At 41.7% G+C, this 19801-nt stretch carries 24 protein-coding genes; 22 read left to right on the top strand and 2 right to left on the bottom strand.

The annotated features are described in order from the left end of the window. Positions 1-7 precede the first annotated feature (7 nt). The 10 genes from NSA57_RS13525 to rpsI all read left to right on the top strand — a co-directional run bounded on the left by NSA57_RS13525 (position 8) and on the right by rpsI (position 7662). Positions 8-769, top strand: a complete 762-nt coding sequence (locus NSA57_RS13525; RefSeq protein ID WP_138271462.1) for a F0F1 ATP synthase subunit A — start codon at positions 8-10, stop codon at positions 767-769. A 35-nt stretch (positions 770-804) separates the two neighbouring features. Further along, complete coding sequence (gene atpE, locus NSA57_RS13520) at positions 805-1086, top strand: ATP synthase F0 subunit C (protein ID WP_138271463.1); 282 nt, start codon at positions 805-807, stop codon at positions 1084-1086. Positions 1087-1117: 31 nt separating this feature from the next. Then, positions 1118-1621 carry a F0F1 ATP synthase subunit B gene (gene atpF / locus NSA57_RS13515; RefSeq protein WP_022066868.1) on the top strand — a complete coding sequence of 168 codons (504 nt, stop codon included), beginning with the start codon at positions 1118-1120 and terminating at the stop codon, positions 1619-1621. Continuing rightward, entirely contained in the window at positions 1618-2157 is a 540-nt protein-coding gene (atpH, locus tag NSA57_RS13510; RefSeq protein ID WP_257465091.1) for an ATP synthase F1 subunit delta, read from the top strand. Before atpF ends, atpH begins: the two co-directional genes overlap by 4 nt. 16 nt (positions 2158-2173) lie before the next feature. Further along, positions 2174-3706, top strand: coding sequence for a F0F1 ATP synthase subunit alpha (gene atpA / locus NSA57_RS13505; RefSeq protein WP_257465090.1), 1533 nt, complete (start codon positions 2174-2176; stop codon positions 3704-3706). Between the two features lie 12 nt (positions 3707-3718). Continuing rightward, the gene (gene atpG / locus NSA57_RS13500; RefSeq protein WP_022066865.1) at positions 3719-4579 is read left to right on the top strand and encodes an ATP synthase F1 subunit gamma; all 861 of its coding nucleotides are present in this window, start codon (positions 3719-3721) and stop codon (positions 4577-4579) included. 57 nt (positions 4580-4636) lie between these two features. Next, positions 4637-6031: a F0F1 ATP synthase subunit beta gene (gene atpD, locus NSA57_RS13495; protein WP_022066864.1), complete on the top strand. Its 1395-nt coding sequence runs from the start codon at positions 4637-4639 to the stop codon at positions 6029-6031. Between the two features lie 12 nt (positions 6032-6043). Beyond that, positions 6044-6445: an ATP synthase F1 subunit epsilon gene (gene atpC, locus NSA57_RS13490; RefSeq protein WP_022066863.1), complete on the top strand. Its 402-nt coding sequence runs from the start codon at positions 6044-6046 to the stop codon at positions 6443-6445. Positions 6446-6823: 378 nt separating this feature from the next. Next, positions 6824-7252, top strand: coding sequence for a 50S ribosomal protein L13 (rplM, locus tag NSA57_RS13485; protein WP_022066862.1), 429 nt, complete (start codon positions 6824-6826; stop codon positions 7250-7252). A gap of 17 nt (positions 7253-7269) precedes the next feature. After that, positions 7270-7662: a 30S ribosomal protein S9 gene (gene rpsI, locus NSA57_RS13480; RefSeq protein WP_022066861.1), complete on the top strand. Its 393-nt coding sequence runs from the start codon at positions 7270-7272 to the stop codon at positions 7660-7662. 181 nt (positions 7663-7843) lie between these two features. Here rpsI and NSA57_RS13475 read toward each other — a convergent pair whose 3' ends face one another. Then, a complete protein-coding gene (locus NSA57_RS13475; protein WP_226976621.1) occupies positions 7844-8941 on the bottom strand; it encodes a tyrosine-type recombinase/integrase in 1098 nt (365 codons plus the stop codon). Positions 8942-8964: 23 nt separating this feature from the next. After that, positions 8965-9576, bottom strand: a complete 612-nt coding sequence (locus tag NSA57_RS13470) for a helix-turn-helix domain-containing protein (RefSeq protein ID WP_226976620.1) — start codon at positions 9574-9576, stop codon at positions 8965-8967. Positions 9577-9720: 144 nt separating this feature from the next. Between NSA57_RS13470 and NSA57_RS13465 the strand changes: the two genes are divergently transcribed. The 12 genes from NSA57_RS13465 to NSA57_RS13410 all read left to right on the top strand — a co-directional run bounded on the left by NSA57_RS13465 (position 9721) and on the right by NSA57_RS13410 (position 19336). Further along, entirely contained in the window at positions 9721-9930 is a 210-nt protein-coding gene (locus NSA57_RS13465) for a helix-turn-helix transcriptional regulator (RefSeq protein WP_226976619.1), read from the top strand. Beyond that, positions 9923-10183: a hypothetical protein gene (locus NSA57_RS13460; protein ID WP_040351214.1), complete on the top strand. Its 261-nt coding sequence runs from the start codon at positions 9923-9925 to the stop codon at positions 10181-10183. Before NSA57_RS13465 ends, NSA57_RS13460 begins: the two co-directional genes overlap by 8 nt. A 99-nt stretch (positions 10184-10282) precedes the next feature. Next, positions 10283-10936, top strand: coding sequence for a CHC2 zinc finger domain-containing protein (locus NSA57_RS13455; protein ID WP_257465089.1), 654 nt, complete (start codon positions 10283-10285; stop codon positions 10934-10936). Next, positions 10926-12230: a DNA primase family protein gene (locus NSA57_RS13450; protein WP_226976696.1), complete on the top strand. Its 1305-nt coding sequence runs from the start codon at positions 10926-10928 to the stop codon at positions 12228-12230. Before NSA57_RS13455 ends, NSA57_RS13450 begins: the two co-directional genes overlap by 11 nt. A 169-nt stretch (positions 12231-12399) precedes the next feature. Further along, complete coding sequence (locus NSA57_RS13445) at positions 12400-12660, top strand: hypothetical protein (protein WP_226976617.1); 261 nt, start codon at positions 12400-12402, stop codon at positions 12658-12660. Positions 12661-12846: 186 nt separating this feature from the next. Further along, complete coding sequence (locus tag NSA57_RS13440) at positions 12847-14277, top strand: MobA/MobL family protein (protein ID WP_226976616.1); 1431 nt, start codon at positions 12847-12849, stop codon at positions 14275-14277. A 17-nt stretch (positions 14278-14294) separates the two neighbouring features. After that, the gene (locus NSA57_RS13435) at positions 14295-14672 is read left to right on the top strand and encodes a TnpV protein (RefSeq protein WP_226976615.1); all 378 of its coding nucleotides are present in this window, start codon (positions 14295-14297) and stop codon (positions 14670-14672) included. Positions 14673-14804: 132 nt separating this feature from the next. Further along, positions 14805-15479: a response regulator transcription factor gene (locus tag NSA57_RS13430; RefSeq protein WP_257465088.1), complete on the top strand. Its 675-nt coding sequence runs from the start codon at positions 14805-14807 to the stop codon at positions 15477-15479. Next, positions 15467-16648: a HAMP domain-containing sensor histidine kinase gene (locus NSA57_RS13425; RefSeq protein WP_025580964.1), complete on the top strand. Its 1182-nt coding sequence runs from the start codon at positions 15467-15469 to the stop codon at positions 16646-16648. The genes NSA57_RS13430 and NSA57_RS13425 overlap by 13 nt, the downstream gene beginning before the upstream one ends. 83 nt (positions 16649-16731) lie before the next feature. Beyond that, a complete protein-coding gene (locus tag NSA57_RS13420; RefSeq protein ID WP_022037030.1) occupies positions 16732-17796 on the top strand; it encodes an ABC transporter permease in 1065 nt (354 codons plus the stop codon). Next, complete coding sequence (locus NSA57_RS13415) at positions 17797-18456, top strand: hypothetical protein (RefSeq protein WP_015521696.1); 660 nt, start codon at positions 17797-17799, stop codon at positions 18454-18456. It abuts the gene before it with no gap. A 4-nt stretch (positions 18457-18460) separates the two neighbouring features. Next, positions 18461-19336 (top strand): ABC transporter ATP-binding protein, encoded by an 876-nt coding sequence (locus NSA57_RS13410; protein WP_226976613.1) that lies wholly within the window; start codon positions 18461-18463, stop codon positions 19334-19336. The last annotated feature ends 465 nt before the right edge of the window (positions 19337-19801 follow it).

Below are 19801 nucleotides of genomic sequence, written 5' to 3'. Positions count from 1 at the left end.
AGCGTACATGGAACTGGACATATCCGGAGCAAAGGTCTATTTTACCATTCCGACGGAAATCCCCATTCTGGGAGATATTCAGATCAGCGAGACAATGATCGTAAGCTGGATCGTTATGATCCTGATCACAGGACTTTGTATCTGGCTGACCCATGATCTGAAGGTGGAGAATATTTCCAAGCGGCAGGCGCTGGCAGAAATGATCGTGGAGCAGGCGAATAAATTTGTGGTTGGAAACATGGGAGAAAAATTCCGCCATCTGATTCCTTTTGTAGCGGCTCTGTTTGCCACAAGCATTGTATCCAATCTGATCAGTCTGATCGGGCTGCGAAGCCCTACGGCAGACTTGTCCACTGAGGCAGCCTGGGCAGTTGTGGTATTTATCATGATCACTGCTCAGAAGATCAAAACAGGCGGTGTGGGCGGATATCTGAAGGGATTTACAACACCTATTGCCATTATGACGCCGTTTAATGTTCTTTCTGAGCTGGCTACGCCTATCAGCATGGCATGCCGACATTTTGGAAACATTCTTTCCGGTGTGGTTATCAACGGACTGATCTACGGAGCACTGGCAGTTGCCAGCTCGGCACTTCTGGGACTTCTTCCAGGTATTGTAGGAGATGTTCTGGCAAAAATCCCCATTCTTGATGTGGGTATTCCTGCAGTTCTGTCTGTTTACTTTGACTGGTTCTCAGGCTTTATGCAGGCGTTTATATTCTGTATGCTGACGGTTATGTACATTGCCAATGCAGCAGAAGAATCATAGGAATCATAAAAAATTAAAATAACAGGAGGGTTTGTATTATGGATTTTCAGATTTTAGCAAAAGGTATTGCACTTGCAGGATGTGCGATTGGAGCAGGATGTGCGCTTATTGCAGGTATTGGACCTGGTATCGGTGAAGGTAACGCTGTGGCAAAGGCACTTGAGGCTATCGGACGTCAGCCGGAATGTAAAGGAGACGTAACTTCTACGATGCTTCTTGGCTGTGCCATTGCAGAGACAACCGGTATTTATGGTTTTGTTACAGGTCTGTTGCTGATCTTTGTAGCGCCTGGCATGTTTATGAATTTCCTGGGATAACAGTCAGGTATAAGAACAGGAGGTTAAATTTATGCAGGTACAGGAATTAGTCGGAATTGTGCCCTGGACCTTTATTGCACAGATCTGCAATCTTTTTTTACAGGTGTATCTGATCAAAAGATTTTTGTTTAAGCCGATCAATAATATGCTGGCAAAACGTAAAGAACTGGCAGACGCTCAGATTCAGGAGGCGGTAAAAGCAAAAGAAGAGGCCGAGACTATGAAGTCTGAGTATGAGCAGGGAATACGTGATGCAAGAAATAAAGCCAATGAGATCGTGGCGGCAGCTCAGAAGACAGCTGCAGTTCAGAGTGAGGAGCTTCTGAAAGAGGCGGCAAGTCAGGCGGCAGCCATGAAAGCCAAGGCAGAATCAGATATTGCGCAGGAAAAGCGAAAAGCAGTCAATGAGATCAAGGATGAAATTGGCGGCATGGCAATGGAGATAGCAGGTAAGGTGATCGAGAGAGAGATTTCTGAAGAAGATCACGCGAAACTCATTGATGATTTTATTGCGAATGTGGGTGAGACATCATGACACAGACTGCCAGAATGTACGGCGGCAGCCTGTATGAGCTTGCTGTCGAAGAACAGCTTGTGGAAGCCATAGGCGGGCAGATGGAAGAAATCCGGCAGATTTTTCATGAAAATGCGGATTACATGAAGCTTTTAAGCGAGCCCTCTGTTCCCTGGGAGGAAAGGACAAAGCTTATAGATGAGGCTTTTGGCTCACAGGCACAGAAATATTTGGTGAATTTTATAAAGCTTTTATGTGAGAGAAATATTCTCAGAGAATATGGAAGTTGCTGTGAGGAATTCAGGAGACGTTATAATGCGGATCATGGAATCGCTGAGGCAGTGGTGACAGGCGCAGTGGCTTTAAATGACTCTCAGATGGAAGCGTTGAAACAGAAACTGGAAAAGATCAGCGGCAAAAAAGTATCTTTACTTCAGAAGAAGGATCCTTCTGTAGTTGCGGGACTTCGCGTGGAGCTGGAAGGAAAGCTTCTGGATGGCACAGTCCAGAGTCGTTTGTCCGGTCTTTCCAGAAAACTTGACGAAATAATTGTTTAAAGGATGGTATGGAAACATGCAATTAAAACCTGAAGAGATATCCAGGGTCATCCGCAGTCAGATCAAATATTACGAGAACACTATCAAACAGGATGAAACCGGTACAGTTCTGCTGGTAGGCGACGGAATTGCCAGAGCCAGCGGCCTTGTGAACTGTATGGCAGGAGAGCTTCTGGAATTTGAGGACGGAAGCTACGGTATGGCGCAGAACCTGGAAGAAAACAGTGTGTCGATTGTATTATTTGGCTCCGGGGAGAGCATTGGTGAAGGCCAGACAGTGAAACGTACCGGAAAGGTAGTGTCGGTTCCGGTGGGAGACGCCATGATCGGCCGCGTGGTCAATGCTCTGGGACAGCCTATTGACGGAGCGGGACCTGTTGTAACAGAAGAATTTCGGGCTATTGAAAGTCCGGCGCCGGGAATCTGCGAAAGACGTTCTGTACATGAACCTCTGCAGACAGGAATTAAGGCCATTGATTCCATGATTCCTATCGGAAGAGGACAGAGAGAGCTGATCATCGGCGACCGCCAGACCGGAAAAACAACGCTGGCAGTAGATACGATCATTAACCAGAAAGGCAAGGACATGATCTGTATTTATGTTGCCATTGGACAGAAAAGGTCTACAGTTGCTTCTCTGGTAGAAACACTTACCAAAAACGGAGCCATGGAATACACCATGGTAGTGGCGGCGACTGCTTCCGAGGCAAGCCCGCTGCAGTATATTGCGCCTTATTCCGGATGCGCAATGGGCGAGTATTTTATGAACAAAGGAAAGCATGTGCTGATCATTTATGATGATCTGAGCAAGCATGCGGTTGCATATCGTGCGCTTTCTCTTCTGATACGCCGCCCACCGGGACGTGAGGCTTATCCGGGAGATGTATTTTATCTTCATTCCAGACTTCTGGAGCGCGCTGCCAAGCTAGATGACGAACATGGCGGAGGTTCTCTGACTGCGCTTCCTATTATCGAGACACAGGCCGGAGACGTATCAGCCTATATTCCAACCAATGTAATTTCTATTACAGACGGACAGATATTCCTGGAAACAGAACTTTTCCATTCCGGTGTTATGCCGGCTGTAAACCCGGGTATTTCCGTATCCCGAGTTGGCGGAAACGCGCAGATAAAAGCAATGAAAAAGGTTGCCGGAACTCTGAAGCTGATCTATTCTCAGTATCGTGAGCTGCAAAGCTTTGCTCAGTTTGGCTCTGATCTGGATGCGGATACAAAGGCTCGTCTGGAGCAGGGAGCACGTATTGTAGAAGTTTTGAAGCAGGATCAGAACGAGCCGGTTCCTGTAGAAAAACAGGTAGCGATTCTGTATGCGGTAATCAACGGAGTCCTTACAGACATAAAAACCGAAGATGTGCGTCAGTATGAGAAAAAGCTGTACAGTTTCCTGGATTCGGATGCAGACGGAGCAGCGGCAATGCAGGAGATCCGCAGCACAGGAAAGCTGGAAAAAGAAACAGAAGAAAAATTAAAAAAAGCTCTGGAAAACTTCACAGGAGATTTTCTGGAAACGGAAGCTGCAAAACAGTAAGGAGGAGACAGTATGGCTGCAAACATGAAAGCGGTAAAGCTGCGCATCAAAAGTGTACAGAGTACCATGCAGATTACCAAGGCAATGGAACTTGTAGCATCCTCCAAGCTGCGTAAGGCCAAGGAGCGGGCTGAAGTCTGCAGACCGTATTTCCGCACTCTGCACAGTACACTGAAGGATATTGCTGTAAATAATACGGATTTCAGTTCTGTGTACGCGGCAGAGGCCAGAAGCGAAAAATTCTGTTATGTAGTGATTGCCGGTGACCGCGGTCTGGCCGGAGGCTATAATGCCAATCTGTTCAAACGTATGGAAGAAGACAGCGCCGGACGGGATTACATGGTTCTGCCTGTAGGAAAAAAGGCTGTAGAATATTTTAACCGCAGGAAGATTGAAATCGTTACGGAAGAATTTGGAGAAATCGCAGATATTTCTGTCGGGGACTGTTTTCAAATCGCAAATATTCTCTGCAGAAAATTCCGGGAGGGAGAATTTGGTCACATAGAGCTTTGCTATACCAGCTTTGTGTCCATGCTTTCACAGCAGCCGGATGTGTTTTCTGTGCTTCCTCTGACAGATCTTAAAAATGAATCAGAGGAAAAAAATTCTGTAACAAGAAATCTGATACTTTATGAGCCGGGCAGTACGGAGGTGTTTGATGCCATTGTTCCGGAATATCTGGCAGGGCTGATCTACGGAGGCGTGTGCGACAGTCTGGCAAGTGAGCTGGCAGCCAGACGTACAGCCATGGATGCGGCAACAAAAAATGCAGGAGAAATGATCGATCAGCTGAACCTGTTTTATAACCGCGCCCGTCAGGCAAGTATCACTCAGGAGATCACAGAGATCGTTGCAGGCGCGGAAGGTCTGTAAAGCTGACTGCAGACAGCAATGCTTTGGATGATAACAAAAAATAGAGGAGATTCATAAATGAGCGAGAAACACGTTGGCGAAGTTGTGCAGGTCATCGGTCCGGTTCTGGACATCCGCTTTGCGCACGATGAACTGCCGGCACTTCTCAATGCCATTGAAGTTGATAATAAAGGCGCAAAGCTGATCGTGGAAGTGGCTCAGCAGATAGGTGATAATACAGTCCGCTGTATTGCCATGAGTTCCACAGACGGTCTGGTGCGGGGGATGAAGGCCGTAGACACCGGAGGTCCTATAACCGTTCCGGTAGGAGAAGAATGTCTGGGCCGTGTGTTTAATCTTCTGGGCGAGCCGGTGGACAACCGTCCGGAACCGGAGATTAAGGAACGCTGGGCAATTCACCGTCCGGCTCCGTCTTACGAGGAACAGACTCCGGCTACAGAGATACTGGAAACGGGAATCAAGGTAGTCGATCTGATCTGTCCTTATGCAAAAGGTGGAAAAATTGGCCTGTTCGGCGGCGCAGGTGTGGGAAAAACCGTTCTGATCATGGAGCTGATTCACAATGTTGCCACTGCTCACGGAGGACTTTCCGTATTTACAGGTGTTGGCGAGCGTACCCGTGAGGGAAACGACCTTTACAATGAAATGCAGGAAAGCGGAGTTATTGATAAAACAGCCCTGGTTTACGGACAGATGAACGAACCGCCGGGAGCCCGTATGCGTGTAGGTCTTTCCGGGCTTACCATGGCAGAGTATTTCCGTGATGTAAAAAATCAGGACGTACTTTTGTTCATTGATAATATTTTCCGTTTTACCCAGGCCGGATCAGAGGTTTCCGCCCTGCTTGGACGTATGCCGTCAGCAGTAGGCTATCAGCCTACACTGGCTACTGAAATGGGCGCTTTGCAGGAGCGTATTACATCTACCCGCAAAGGTTCCATTACTTCCGTACAGGCTGTTTACGTGCCTGCGGATGACTTGACAGACCCGGCTCCGGCAACCACGTTCTCTCATCTGGATGCGACTACAGTACTTTCCCGTGATATTGCCAGTCAGGGTATTTATCCGGCAGTAGATCCGCTGGAATCCAGCAGCCGTATTCTTTCCCCGGAAGTGGTGGGAACAGAACATTATGAAATTGCCCGCCGTGTGCAGCAGGTTCTGCAGCGATATAAAGAACTTCAGGATATTATCGCTATCATGGGTATGGATGAGCTTTCCGAGGAAGACAAGCTCTCTGTAAACCGCGCGCGAAAAATCCAGAGATTCCTGTCTCAGAGCTTCTCTGTGGCAGAACAGTTTACCGGTATGCCCGGACAGTATGTTCCTCTGAAGGAAACCCTGAGAGGATTCAGAATGATCCTGGACGGAGACTGTGATGATGTTCCGGAAAGCTGTTTCCTGTTCTCCGGTACTATTGACGAAGTTTTTGAAAAAGCAAAGAAACAGTAAAGGAGGCCGTTTATGAGCACCTTTCCATTGCAGATCGGAACACCGGATGGTCTTCTGTTTGAGGGAGATGTGGCCCGTGTCGTGTGCAGAAGCATTACAGGCGATCTGGCAATTCTTGCCGGGCACTGTAATTTCTGTACGGCTCTTGGCATGGGAGAAGCCCATGTAGTCATGGAGGACGGCACCAGACGGGAGGCAGCCTGCATTGGCGGGATGCTTTCTGTGATAGATGGCAAATGCAGTCTTTTGGCAACTACCTGGGAGTGGAAGGAAGATATTGACAAAGCCAGAGCAGATGCGGCAAAGACTCGGGCAGAGGCAGTACTGGAGCGTACAGGCCTGACTGATCAGGAGTATAAAAACGCAAAGGCAAAACTTCAAAGGGCTCTGGTGCGGCTCAGCGTCAGGCAGTAATAAAGAAATCAGGGGGATATCAGGGAGTAATAAATACAGGTTCTGATAAAAAAGAATTATTTTAAATCATATTATGCCATAACGGAGCAAAATGAGCTGCCGCATCGATCAGAGATGCGGCAGCTGCGCGTTCCGTTTCTTTTTCTATTTCGCTTAAAAATATGGAAAAAAATGTTGACAGAACATAAAGTGTATAGTACAATTACTCAATGTGACATAGTGCGATAACTCCTGAGCCAAAGCCCCGGCAAAGGCGTTTTATCAGCGGTTTCGGACATTTCCGCGATTATTTTGCACTGATCACCAGGAATTATTTATTATCGCGGGATACCGCGGTCAGACAAATTAAATCGTTGATAATTAACAGGAGGTAAAACCATGCAGACTTATATGGCTAATCCAGATAAAATCGAGAGAAAATGGTATGTAGTTGATGCAGAAGGCTGTACACTGGGCCGTCTGGCATCTGGTGTTGCAAGTGTATTAAGAGGTAAAAACAAACCTCAGTTTACACCGCATGTAGATACAGGTGATTATGTGATCATCGTAAACGCTGACAAGATCAAAGTAACAGGAAAGAAAATGGATCAGAAGATCTACTATCACCACTCTGATTATGTGGGCGGAATGAAAGAGACCACATTAAAAGAAATGATGGCTAAGAAACCGGAAAAGGTTATTGAGCTGGCTGTTAAAGGTATGCTTCCAAAGGGACCTCTGGGAAGAACCATGTACAAGAAACTTTTCGTTTATGCCGGACCGGAGCACAAACATGAGGCTCAGAAACCGGAAGTCTTAACATTTTAATGAGGAGGTAAGAGACATTGGCTAGCGCAAAATTCTACGGAACAGGAAGAAGAAAAAAATCAATCGCAAGAGTTTACCTTACACCTGGTACAGGCAAAATCACAATCAATAAAAGAGATATCGACGAGTATTTCGGTCTTGAAACACTGAAAGTTATCGTTCGTCAGCCACTGGCTGCTACAGAGACAGAGGGCAAATTTGATGTTCTCGTTAATGTAAAAGGCGGCGGATACACAGGACAGGCTGGTGCTATCAGACACGGCGTTGCAAGAGCACTGCTTCAGGCAGACGCTGAGTACAGACCAGTTCTGAAAGCTGCTGGATTCCTTACACGTGATCCACGTATGAAAGAGCGTAAAAAATACGGTCTCAAGGCAGCTCGTAGAGCACCTCAGTTCAGCAAGAGATAATCTTCGGAACTCGGATTTACGTTCAAATCCTTGTTTTACAAGGGTTTGTGGAGTTGTCAGATGTGGTGAAAAGCGGTGGAATTTACTCAGTTCGCAACGCATTTGCAACATGTTTGCAACAAAAATATCTAAAAAATATAGGACACTTTTCGGTGATAGGCACTGGAGAGTGTCCTTTTTGTTATGCAGATTTTGTATCGGCAGTTACGCTGTCCTCATCTTCTAAGGTTTTGTTGATTGCGTCTACAAGAACCTGCATATCTAAGTGAGTATAAACTTTTTCTGTCAAAGTCATAGCACCGGAGTGCCCCACAATTTTCTTGATTGTTGTATCCTGAACACCGGCTTCCGATAACATGGAAATACAGGTATGCCGGGTACAATGTGGTGTACGGTCAATTCCAATCTGTTCCACAAGAGGAGTCCAATAGCTGTCATAGTAATTGCGATAAAGAAATCTTTTGCCATCCTCTGTATGAAGAAGATATTTGCAATCAGGACAAGAATTATACCAGTCTTTATAGTAAGGCAGGAGCTTATCAGCAATCGGAACTTTTCGGATTCCGTTTTCTGTTTTGCTGTCAATTACATCAAAATACTGTTCTTCCAAATGCACATTTTCTTTCTTCAAGTCAAGAAATTCAGAGATACGTGTGCCATTATAAAGCAGCATGAGGATAATCTGATAGTATTTGTCCTCTTTCATTGTCCAGACTTTTGCGACTTCTTCTTTCGTGAATTTTGTACGTGTATGCTTGTTTGGATTGCGGTCTTTGTACTGGGAGATTTCGACAAAAGTAGAATAATCTTTGTTGCAGATGTCATTCTTCAATGCAAATTCATATAACTGGTTGAACAGGATTTTGATTTTCTTCAATGTGGGATAATTCTTTCCGCAAGTGTCAATAACCTGTTGCAAGTCTGCCAGTTTTAAATCCTTGAAAACTCGGTTGTAAAGAATGCCACATGTTTTGTGAGATGCCTTGTATCCTTTGATATTGCTTTCGGATACCGTAGGAAATTTTTTCTTAGACCATTCTTCATACACTTCATCAAAAGTCATTTTGGCTGCCTTCGTATCATAAGGATTCCGATTATAATCAGCCAGCATTTGCAATCCCTCTGTTTTTGTGGCGGCATATCCAATAATGATATATTCATTTACTTTCTTTTCTTTGACTGGATCAATGCGATAGCCTGTGGTTTTACGAACCATCCAAGGTTTTCTTCTTTTTCCAGATAGTTTTACTACACTTCCGTAGCCGTTCGGTAATTTCATATTCTAAAAATCCTCCTTAAAAATTAGGACTCTTTCTTACCGTACCGCTCGTTCATAATTTTTTGAAATCTCTGGATTCGTTCTTCGTTTGAGATTTCTTCTGTTTCTTTTTCGGTCAGTTTTGCATTTGCGTAATAAGCAAGTGTTTTATCCTGCCACTTCTGATAAGATTCGAGACTTGTCTGATAGTCCTTGACTTCATTTCGTTTATCCTCAAATTCTTCCAAGAATAGACAGAGATCCTGATTTAACTCCGTAGAAACATCTTTTCCATTAAAAGTAATAGCACATTCCCATCCATCATAATGTGGTGGTCGTTTGACTTCGATATTGAAGCCAAGTTCCTTTATCTTATCTAACTGAAATAAGAAATTCATAATATCAGAAAGATTTTCTAAAGGTTTTCTCTCGGTATCATACCCTATGAGATATGTGGATTCGCAGTCTAAAACTTTTGCGATTTCATTGAGCATAGCAATGGAAACTTCGATTTCTCCGCTTTCATATTTTTGGATTGTGCGAAGCGATTTCCCTAACAAATTTGCAAGCTCTGTTTGGTTGATACCTTTTTCTTTTCGAGCAGTACGGATTCTAAGTCCGATTTGATTGTTATGTAACTTCTCATTACTCATCATTATTCACCTCACGCTTATCATATCATAGAAAAATACGAATTACAAGTGCATATTTATATAAAATAGTATTGACATGTGCAGAATAAGTGCATATAATAAAAATGCGCATTAAAAGTACATATTAAAAAAGAAAGGAGAAATAAAATGAAGATAAACGTATTTAAAATGCAGATTTTGATGGGAGAAAGAGGATTAACAATTAAGAAATTGGCTGAGTTAAGTGGAGTGTCAAGGCAGACGATTTCCTGCATTATATCAGGAAAGGGCTGTACACCGCAGGTAGCATATAAAATTGATACAGCTTTAGATCAAGAACTCAGTCAGATTGTAAAGGAGGATATGGAAAATGGATAAAAGATTATATGTAGAATTGCCGCCATTTACGGGAAGAAATGTGCCGATTACGGAAATTGCAAAAGCAATCGGAAAAGATGCTCATTACGTTCGTATCGGAATACAGCAGGGAATTTTGAAATTTGGAGTGGCAATGAAGATGGGCGATTCCAATGAATTCAGTTATTACTGTTCTGATCGTAAAGTATGGGAGGAAACTGGATATTTCAATGGAGAGGCAAAAAAGCAGGGAAAAGAAAAAGCCCTTGCGTAACACAAGGACAACTTCTCAGAGCTTTTGATAACTCTATCTCGCAAATTCAGTATATCAAAGGCTCTGAGAGAATACAACGAAAATTTTAAAGGAGTCGAATTGAATATTTTTCAAGCAGTAAAAGAAAACGTAACTGCAAGGCAGGCTGCCGAACAGTACGGATTAAAAGTAAATAAAAATGGGATGGTCTGTTGCCCCTTTCACGATGACAGGCATCCCAGTATGAAAGTAGACAAAGGCTTTTGCTGCTTTGCCTGTGGTGCGAAAGGGGATGTGATTACGTTTGTGGCAGATTTCTTTCATCTTGCACCATTGGAAGCAGCAAAGAAACTGGCAGAAGATTTTCAGATACCGTTTTTTATAGATAATGCAAAGAAAAGGAATGTCAGTAAGAAAAAAGAAAAACCGAAAAGAACATTGTACCAGACCGAAAAGAAATTTGAAGAATGGGAACGGGAAAGTATCCGCATTTTATCAGATTATCTTCATCTGCTGGAAGAATGGAAAGTGAGCCATGCACCTAAAATGCCAGACGAAGAATGGAAAGCAGAATTTATAGAAGCCTGTCAGCAGACAGAAAAGATAAATTACTATCTGGATTTACTGGTGTTTGGAGAGTTACAGGACAGAATTGAATTTTTGCTGGATAGTGGGAAGGATGTGAAAAGAATTGAAGAACGAATGGAAGAATATAGACGAAACAACAAGGAACAGACTGGAAAAAGCATTGGATCAGAGGGAAATGAACTCTAAGCCGTACTCTCAGGAATGGTTTGAGGATGGGCAGATTGATGAGGTAGCATTTTGTGAAAATTTCCTGCAAAGAATGCCTTTGAAATGTATCAACGGTATCTTTTTCAGCTATGATGGAATGCTGCCGGACAGCGAAGTGGAAAAAGAAATTTACAGAATGGTAAAACCGGTTCTTACGAAAGGGATTTCCAAGAAAGTGAAACAGCTTTTGGAGGTTCTTAAACTGGAAGCCTATTCGGAGGAACTTCCGGTGCAGATGGATCGCATCCATGTGAATAACGGGACTTATTTTTTGAATGGAGATTTCACAGAGAAGAAAGAGTTTTGCCTGAACCGCTTGCCTGTAAATTATGAAATGAAAGAAGCAAAGCCGGAACGGTGGCTGAAATTTCTTTCAGAACTGTTGGAGGAAGATGATATTCCTACCTTGCAGGAATATATGGGATATTGTTTAATTCCATCCAACAAGGCACAGAAGTTATTGATTATCTTAGGAAAAGGCGGGGAGGGAAAATCCCGTATTGGTCTGGTCATGAGAAAAATTCTCGGAACGAATATGAATGTAAGCAATATTCAAAAGGTAGAGCATAACCGTTTTGCAAGGGCAGATTTGGAATACCGGCTTTTGATGGTGGATGATGATATGAAACTGGAAGCCTTGAAAGACACCAACTATATTAAAACCATAGTCACTTTGGAGGATAAGATGGATTTGGAAAGGAAGTCAAAGCAGAGTGTGCAGGGAAATTTATATGTCAGATTTCTTTGCTTTGGAAACGGAAGTCTCAGTGCCTTGCATGACCGTTCCTATGGATTTTACCGCAGGCAGATTATCCTTACGGTCAAAGATGTGCCGCCGGACAGAGTAGATGATCCCTATCTGATTGAGAAACTGCAAAGAGAAGCAGACGATATTTTTCTCTGGTGTCTGGAGGGGTTGAAACGATTACTGAAAAATAAATACCGCTTTACCATCAGCGAACGTGCAAAGAAAAATCTACACGAAGCTATGGAATCCGGGAATAACATTATCGCTTTTATGCAGTCATCCGGGTATATCCGTTTGGAAGAAAATACAACAGCGACTTCTAAGAATCTTTATCAAGCATACTGCCGTTGGTGTGAGGATAATACGGAAAAACCTATGAGTGCAAAAAGTTTTTCAGGGTACTTAAAAGAAAATGAAAAGAAGTATCACATTCATTATTCTACGAATATTCCTTCAGACAATGGGAAAAATGCCAGAGGATTTCAGGGAATCCATACGCAGATACGCATAGACAGTTACCGTTGATACGGATGAAAAACCGATAAAAAAGAATTTTTCAAAGAAGCGTATATGCGTATATTCTCAGGAAAATCAAGGGATTACAGGTTTCTGAAAAGTATGGAAGATACGTTTATACGCTTATACGTGTAATTTTTAAATTTATTTTATTTTTTAGCAGAAGGGAGTGTTGTAGATGTTAAAGCAGCCGGAAAGAGAAAGCAGAAATGTGAATGATTTATTTTATGAGATGGAGGGCAGGCAGATACAAAAAATGAACAAGGTACTGGCAGACGTGGAACTGACAAAAGCAGAGGAAAAAACTCTGATATGGCTTGCGGGCTGGGAAGAAAGTACCGTAGATCATCTGCTGTCAGTCATAGAAAAAGCAGCCCGGATACGGGCAGATCAAAAGGGCGGATACGCCCATAAATCTAAGCGTGTGTCCGAGAAGTAATCGGACTTTGTTAAACAAAAATAAGCCCTCGGCGTTTGAGAGCGAAATACACCCATCACACAAACTTCGTTTATGCTCTGCGTATTTCGCCCTGCCGGGAGCTGTACCGCCGACAGGCGGATAAGTTCGTAAACAGGTGCCTATGCACCTACTCGTAGCAAAGCCGGCGCAAGCCGAGAAAGGAGGATGCTTATAGGCAGACATTCATTTATCAGACAAAGTAAGCTGTCCGATATGGCAGGGCGTATTGATTATATCTCCAATCCGAAAAGACAGGAATATCTCTATGCTACCTATCAGACAGAAGGGGCAACACCGGAGTTTTGGAAAAATCTTGCGATAGAAAATCAGTTGGATTTTAAGGCGAGCGGATCAGCAGGGAAATGTATCGAAGGGCGTGAGTTCATCATAGCACTTCCCGAAAGTTTTGTTCAGTACAGGTCAGGTGATGTGGTAAGAATTTTTACAGAGACTTTTCATAAAAGATATGGAGTGGAGTGCAGCGCAGCCCTTCATCACAACAAGACAAAGACGAATTACCATATCCATCTGGTATTCAGCGAACGGAAAATGTTGGAGCAGCCCGAAGTGAAGATTGCCACCCGAAATATGTTTTATGATGAACAGGGAAAGCATAGACGCACAAAAAAAGAGATTTTAGACGAGCAGGGAAATATCCGAGCAGGGTGCAGCATTATCCCTAAAGGGGAAGTATATGACAGTCATATCTTCACAAAAAAAGAGGAATGGTTTAAGAACAAAGCCTTTACCAAAGAAGTGAAAGAACTGTTTACTGATACAATTAACTGCTATGTAAAAGAAGAATCAGAAAAACTTTCTGTATTCCAACAGGGCGGCGTTTATCTGGCAACGAAGAAAATCGGAAAGAACAATCCGAAGGCAGAGGAGATAAAGGCAGACAATGCGGCAAGGCAGGAATGGAATCGGACAGTTGATGTGGCATTAGTCGAGGGTGTTCCTGAAGAAGATATTTTGAAGATTAAGCAGGAAAAAATCACAGATGAAACGCTGCAATCTATCAGGACACACGGTTGGCTGCCGGATATGTTTCGACAGATTATCCGAGGGGCAAAAGACTTTTTACAGGAAGTGATTTTCAAATTTAAGCTGCCGCCTAAACCTGTACCAAAGATTGATTTGCAAGAGTGGAAAGATATGCAGAAGGTCATGTATGACTTGCAGGGACAGTCAAGGGAGATAAAACGCACACAGCAGGATATTTCTTCTTTGAAAAAGCAACTGTCAGAGCTGCGAGGGTTCTTTAAAGGCAAAGAACGAAAATCTCTGGAAGGGAAAATTGAACTGTTAGAGGATTTGGAAAAGCGTCTGCACAAGAGTATGGAGCAGATAGTAAAACGTGAAGGTTATCCTAATGTGCAAGCCTTTCAGAAGGTTTATAACAAGGCAGAAGCGCTAATTATGGAATATAATGAAGAACTGCGAGTATGGAAAAATCAGATGGAGCAGAAGAAAGAAAATCCATTAGAACAACCGAAAAAAATAAGCGTATTGGAAAAATTGTACCGCTATCAGCAGGAAGGCAGACAGCAGCCGAAACGGTCAGTTAAGAAGAAATCTATGGATAGAGAACGATAAGAAAGGTGGAAATGATTATGAAAAAAACAATATTTGAAGAAATGAGCGGCACTTATATCAGACATGGGGATTATCTTATCCCCTGTCTTACCTTGCCAGAGGAAGAAGAACAAAGATTTATTGGCGTATGGGGACAAAGACATAAACGCTATTTGAAAGAGCATAAGAGAGCCATTTATATTACTCTGCTTACAAATGGCAGGCTGAATAGTTATCTTGCAGATATAGAAGAACAGGCACAGGAACGCTTTGAAAGGATTGTAGAGCAGATGAAACAGGCACAAGGCATTACAGAACAGTTAAAGGCAGAAAATCAGATGGAATGGGTAGCAAAAATGAACAATATACAAGCGTGTGCGAGGGAGATTGTAGATAAAGAGATTATTTTTCTATAAAGGAATATTTTGGGAAGAGAAAAGGCGCAGTTCCGAGTGAACTGTGCCCTTTTCGATGAGTTGTTGTTTATTTGTTGCTTTTTATAAGCTATACTATAATGAAAAGACAGTATGGAATCAGAGGTGGACTTTATGAATTATAAGATTTTAATGGTTGATGATGATAGAGAATTGCTAAAAATGCTGAATCAATACTTTACATTGAAGAATTATACGGTAATGATTGCAGAAAATGGCATAGAAGCAATGGAAAAGATAAATGCAAACCCTGATATTATCCTATTGGATGTGAATATGCCGGGAATGGATGGGATTGAAGTATGCAGAAGAATCAGAGATAGGGTTTCCTGTCCAATTATTTTTTTGACTGCTAAGGTAGAAGAACAGGATCGGGTAATGGGGCTGCTGTCCGGTGGAGATGATTATGTTTTGAAACCGTTCAGTTTGAAAGAACTGGATGCCAGAATTATTGCTCACTTGAAACGTGAGGAACGTTTACATAGGAAAACAGAACAACGGTTTTATGGGGATTTAGTAATTGACTATGCCAGCAAATGTGTACATATTAAGGAAAAAACTTTAGATCTTACGAAATTAGAGTATGAGATCATAGAATTTTTGTCTATGAACCCTGAAATGGTATTTGATAAAGAACGAATCTATGAGAAGATTGGCGGATATGATGCAGAAGGGGACAGCCGGGTGGTTACGGAGTTGATTCGCAGAATCCGCAAGAAAATGAAAATGTATTCGGAACACGAATATATTGCAACGGTATGGGGGAGGGGATATAAATGGGCAAAATAAAAAATCTTTCGTTAAGGAAAACCATTGTTTTGTATATGATAATTAGTTTAATAATTAGTTTTTATCTTTCAGCACTAATTATGCGAATAGCAAGCACAGTACAAAACAACATTTGGTGGAATTATGTAGACCAAGAAGAATATTTTGAAATGGCTGAAGGGGATGGTAGAAGGTATTTGCCAGATGTTCCGAGACCACATTCTTATGAAATGAAAGAATTTGATTATCATGTATCGGAAATATGTGATTTTCTTCAGACATTTACAGTGCTTATCGTATCTGTTGCAGGGAGTATTATAGCGGTATTTCTTTTTTATAAGCATAAACTGAAATGCCCTATCGAAGAATTAGAACTGGCTTCCCGACAAGTTGGTCGAAATAATTTAGATTTCCATATCACTTATGAAAATGAAGATGAGATGGGCGGATTGTGCAAAGAGTTTGAACGAATGAGAGGACAGCTGGCAGAGAATAATCAACAGTTATGGAAAATGCTTGAGGAAGAAAAGGCTTTGCGGGCTGCCATTGCACATGATATACGTTCTCCGCTCTCTGTGCTGGAGGGGTATCAGGAAATGCTTTCAGAATATCTTCCGAAGAAAGAGATAAATATGGAGCAAGCCTTAGAAATGGTAAATGAAAGCAAAAAACAGATTGAACGTATGGATATCTTTGTGGAAACTATGCGAAAGATGAGCAGTTTAGATACAAGGGAGTTAGTAGCAGAAGAAATTACCAGTAAACAGGTAGAAATAGACGTACGGGCAGAGATGAACGTGTTTAGGAAAAAATTTGGAAAGCTATATGAATTAGAATGTTCGGAAACAGAAGAAAAATTTTCAGGAGATAAGGAAGTGATTTTAGAGGTTATAGAAAACCTTTTGTCAAATGCCTTTCGTTACGCCAAGACAAAAGTGGAAATGGAAGTGTTTCTTACCTGTTCTGAATTACAGATCAGAATAAAGGATGATGGAGTGGGATTTACAATAGATAAGCAAAAGGCAACAGAGCTTTTTTATCAGCAAAATGTGAAAGACAGTTTGAAACATTCAGGAATGGGCATGTATATCAGCAGATTGTATTGTGAAAAGCATGGTGGTCAGTTACTGATAGAAAATGAAAAACAGAGTGGAGCTGTAATAACAGCAGTATTTCATCGGATTGCATGAGCGGTCCGATTTTTTTATGCTGTTGTCTTTTTGTTGTGATTTATATTTTATGATGTCTATAACGAAGGAAAGGAGGAATACGTATGATTGCTATTTTTAAAAGAGAGATTAGGAATTATCTAAAGCGACCGTTATTTTGGGTAGGTGTTCTGCTTGTGATTTATGGTGTGTTTAATGCGACAAGTCCATATTTAACCACACATTATCTTACAACGGGGGAGGAAATCATCAATGATCAGTCCAACACTTCGGTTGAAGGAGAAGTGTATGAGGGCTATATTCCAGCCACGCCTGAAAAGCACAGAGAGGTATGGCATGAAAAGGTAAAAATAAAATTAACGGATGTGTTTGGATTGACGGATTCAGAAGCACAGAATGTCATTGAAAAGCTGGAAAGCATGAATTTAAAAGAGGCCTATGCGTATTTGGAGCAGGAATATGACTGGTACGGGGCAAGGTATTTATACGAGGACAGTACGTATTATAAGGGAACGGCAGAAGAAATCAACGCATATCTAGATAAAAAATTGGAAGATAAGACATTTTCTTTTTATTACGCAAGAAAATTTGCTGATTTTGCGGGTCTGTATATGGTGTTTTTTGCAATTATTATGTTGGCGGTTTTATTTTTACAAGATACAAAAAAGCATACTTATGAATTGTTGCATACAAAGCCTGTGACTGCCGGGAAGTATGTAATGGGAAAAGTGAGTGCAGGATTTACAATTTGTTTGCTTGTGCTAACTATTTTGAATATACTGTTTTGGGTATTGTGCCGCATCTATACAAAGGATAGTGGATTTGAAGTGCGACTATGGGATTTTGTGGCTTCTACGGTACTTTATATATTGCCTAATATGCTGATGATTGTGAGTATATATACATTGATTTCACTCATATTTAAAAATCCACTTCCGGGTGTACCACTTTTGATTCTTTATATGGTGTATTCCAATTTGGGCGGAACTAATGCAGAGGGAGTTTACGGATATTGGGGCAAACCTTTGGCAATCATGGTACGATTTCCGGGGCAGCTTTTTGATACGACACCGCCCCCGATGGCGCTCTTAAATCAAAGTTTTCTTATTATTGTATCGGTAGTAATTATACTGATTTCGATACAGATTTGGAAGCGGAGGCGAATATAAATGAAGAAGGAAATGAAGATTGTTCTGCCATTTTATAAAATTGCTTATGCAGTATCCTTTGTTGTAATTTTAAGTGTGATTCGTGCAGTTGTTTTCACGTATGAAATAGGACTATCCATAGAGCCGCCTTTTGCGATATTGACTGCTGTTTTTTGTGCAGATACTTATGTGCAGGAAATTACAAGCAACCGTTCCGAAGTTCAGAGACTGTATCAGATAAAAAAGAGAATCTATTCTATTATACAGAGACTGATGATACAGGGAACTTTTTTGCTGCTGCTCGCTGTTCTTGGATATGGATTGTTTTTTGCGTTTCAGAAACCAATTACACATCCAGTAACAGAAAGTGAAATACTTCAGTTTATTACCTGTTTTGGGGCGATTGTAGTAACTATTTTCTTTTGGGGAATATTGGCTAATACATTGTCTATGCTTTTTCGCAATATGTGGATGGGAATTGGAAGCAGTCTTTTGATATGGGTAGCAACAAATTCCACAGGTGGAGATAAACTTTTTGGAGCATGGAATCTGTTTTCTTATTCTTTTAGAGATATAGAAAATACTGCCGATATTACATGGCTGTATGGGAAAGGCTTGTGTATTTGTATCGGACTGATTTTGTTACTGGCATTGCCGAAGATCGTAAGAAAGAGAGGGTAAATTTATGAGTATTCATATTGAGGATTTAACGGTAAGATTTAAGAATAGTGTCACAGCAATCGACCATGCAGATTTAGATATACCAAATGGGATATTTGGACTATTGGGAGAAAATGGAGCGGGAAAGACAACTTTGATGAGAGTTTTGACCACTGTGCTTAAACCTACAAACGGAATGGTTACATTAGACGGAATTTTGTATAGCGAAGGAAACTATGAAAAAATCCAAAGAAAGATAGGGTATTTACCACAGGAAATTGAACTGTATCCTAATTTGACGGTTCAGGAGTGTTTGGAGTATATGGGAGATCTGGCAGGTGTTCCGAAAGCAGAATGTAGAAAGCGGATAGATTATTATTTGAAAAAGACCAGTCTTATAGAACATCGTAAGAAGAAAATGAAGCAGTTATCAGGCGGCATGAAAAGAAGGGTAGGATTGGTGCAGGCACTTTTGAATGAACCGGAATTTCTGATTGTAGATGAACCGACTACTGGCTTAGATCCAGAAGAACGTATTCGTATCCGAAATTTATTAGTAGATTTTTCTGAGAACAGGACAGTTTTGTTTTCCACTCATGTGGTAGAAGATTTAGCTGCGACCTGTAACCAACTTGCAATTATGCACAAAGGTAGCTTTTTATATGCGGGTTCTATGAAGAATTTGGCTGAAGAAGCACAGGGAAAAATATGGGTTTGCAAAGTACCAGATGAGGAAAAAACGAGAGAAGTGGAACGTAAATATCGTATTACATCGAAACAGTACATTGAGGGTGGATTACAGTTAAGAGTGATTTCTGAAATACAGCCAGAATTGGAGTGTATGTCAGTCCCAGCAACATTGGAGGATGCGTATATTTATGTGACGAACCAATATAAGTAGAGGGCTTTCATATCGGACTTCAAGAGGGAAATAAGATTATGAGAAAAAATTAAAGAAGGAGCATATCAGTTTGAGTTATCTCCTTCTTTGATGATTATTTAGAGGTGTTCTGAGGAGTAATGAGAAGTTCTGCGTTTGTAACGTGTTTGCAACACCGCATTCCAAGAATCCGGTAAAATCGAGCTTTCTAAGTTATCTAAACGTTAATTTCAGTTACGCAAGAGATAATCGACTGCTTAAAAATGCTAAAAAAGCCCGGAAATACGCCATTTTCCGGGCTTTTTCTATGCCCAAAATTCTGTCTGGACTGTTCGGTTTTGATGGAATTTGAACGGAAATTTATGGGTTTATAGTGGCCAAATTACTGGTGGACAAGCCCATTTTGACCGTAAGTAGGTAATCATTCGTATATTGACATTTTATAAAAGCCATCTGATACTGCTCCTGGCTGTCTGCCAGATTCTC

The sequence above is a fragment of the Blautia caecimuris genome, from assembly GCF_024622975.1.
Taxonomy (GTDB): Bacteria; Bacillota; Clostridia; order Lachnospirales; family Lachnospiraceae; genus Blautia_A; species Blautia_A caecimuris.
This window is presented reverse-complemented; position numbering and strand designations above follow the sequence as displayed.

Excerpts from the sequence above, each read along its gene's own strand:
- NSA57_RS13425 (WP_025580964.1), top strand. The coding sequence starts at position 15,467 with ATGGGCAAAATAAAAAATCTTTCGTTAAGGAAAACCATTGTTTTGTAT.
- NSA57_RS13440 (WP_226976616.1), top strand. The coding sequence starts at position 12,847 with ATGCTTATAGGCAGACATTCATTTATCAGACAAAGTAAGCTGTCCGAT.
- NSA57_RS13470 (WP_226976620.1), bottom strand. The coding sequence starts at position 9,576 with ATGATGAGTAATGAGAAGTTACATAACAATCAAATCGGACTTAGAATC.
- atpF (WP_022066868.1), top strand. The coding sequence starts at position 1,118 with ATGCAGGTACAGGAATTAGTCGGAATTGTGCCCTGGACCTTTATTGCA.
- NSA57_RS13420 (WP_022037030.1), top strand. The coding sequence starts at position 16,732 with ATGATTGCTATTTTTAAAAGAGAGATTAGGAATTATCTAAAGCGACCG.
- NSA57_RS13435 (WP_226976615.1), top strand. The coding sequence starts at position 14,295 with ATGAAAAAAACAATATTTGAAGAAATGAGCGGCACTTATATCAGACAT.
- NSA57_RS13525 (WP_138271462.1), top strand. The coding sequence starts at position 8 with ATGGAACTGGACATATCCGGAGCAAAGGTCTATTTTACCATTCCGACG.
- atpA (WP_257465090.1), top strand. The coding sequence starts at position 2,174 with ATGCAATTAAAACCTGAAGAGATATCCAGGGTCATCCGCAGTCAGATC.
- atpC (WP_022066863.1), top strand. The coding sequence starts at position 6,044 with ATGAGCACCTTTCCATTGCAGATCGGAACACCGGATGGTCTTCTGTTT.
- NSA57_RS13450 (WP_226976696.1), top strand. The coding sequence starts at position 10,926 with ATGAACTCTAAGCCGTACTCTCAGGAATGGTTTGAGGATGGGCAGATT.
- NSA57_RS13445 (WP_226976617.1), top strand. The coding sequence starts at position 12,400 with ATGTTAAAGCAGCCGGAAAGAGAAAGCAGAAATGTGAATGATTTATTT.
- atpH (WP_257465091.1), top strand. The coding sequence starts at position 1,618 with ATGACACAGACTGCCAGAATGTACGGCGGCAGCCTGTATGAGCTTGCT.
- NSA57_RS13465 (WP_226976619.1), top strand. The coding sequence starts at position 9,721 with ATGAAGATAAACGTATTTAAAATGCAGATTTTGATGGGAGAAAGAGGA.
- NSA57_RS13460 (WP_040351214.1), top strand. The coding sequence starts at position 9,923 with ATGGATAAAAGATTATATGTAGAATTGCCGCCATTTACGGGAAGAAAT.
- rplM (WP_022066862.1), top strand. The coding sequence starts at position 6,824 with ATGCAGACTTATATGGCTAATCCAGATAAAATCGAGAGAAAATGGTAT.
- atpG (WP_022066865.1), top strand. The coding sequence starts at position 3,719 with ATGGCTGCAAACATGAAAGCGGTAAAGCTGCGCATCAAAAGTGTACAG.
- NSA57_RS13410 (WP_226976613.1), top strand. The coding sequence starts at position 18,461 with ATGAGTATTCATATTGAGGATTTAACGGTAAGATTTAAGAATAGTGTC.
- NSA57_RS13430 (WP_257465088.1), top strand. The coding sequence starts at position 14,805 with ATGAATTATAAGATTTTAATGGTTGATGATGATAGAGAATTGCTAAAA.
- NSA57_RS13415 (WP_015521696.1), top strand. The coding sequence starts at position 17,797 with ATGAAGAAGGAAATGAAGATTGTTCTGCCATTTTATAAAATTGCTTAT.
- atpD (WP_022066864.1), top strand. The coding sequence starts at position 4,637 with ATGAGCGAGAAACACGTTGGCGAAGTTGTGCAGGTCATCGGTCCGGTT.
- NSA57_RS13475 (WP_226976621.1), bottom strand. The coding sequence starts at position 8,941 with ATGAAATTACCGAACGGCTACGGAAGTGTAGTAAAACTATCTGGAAAA.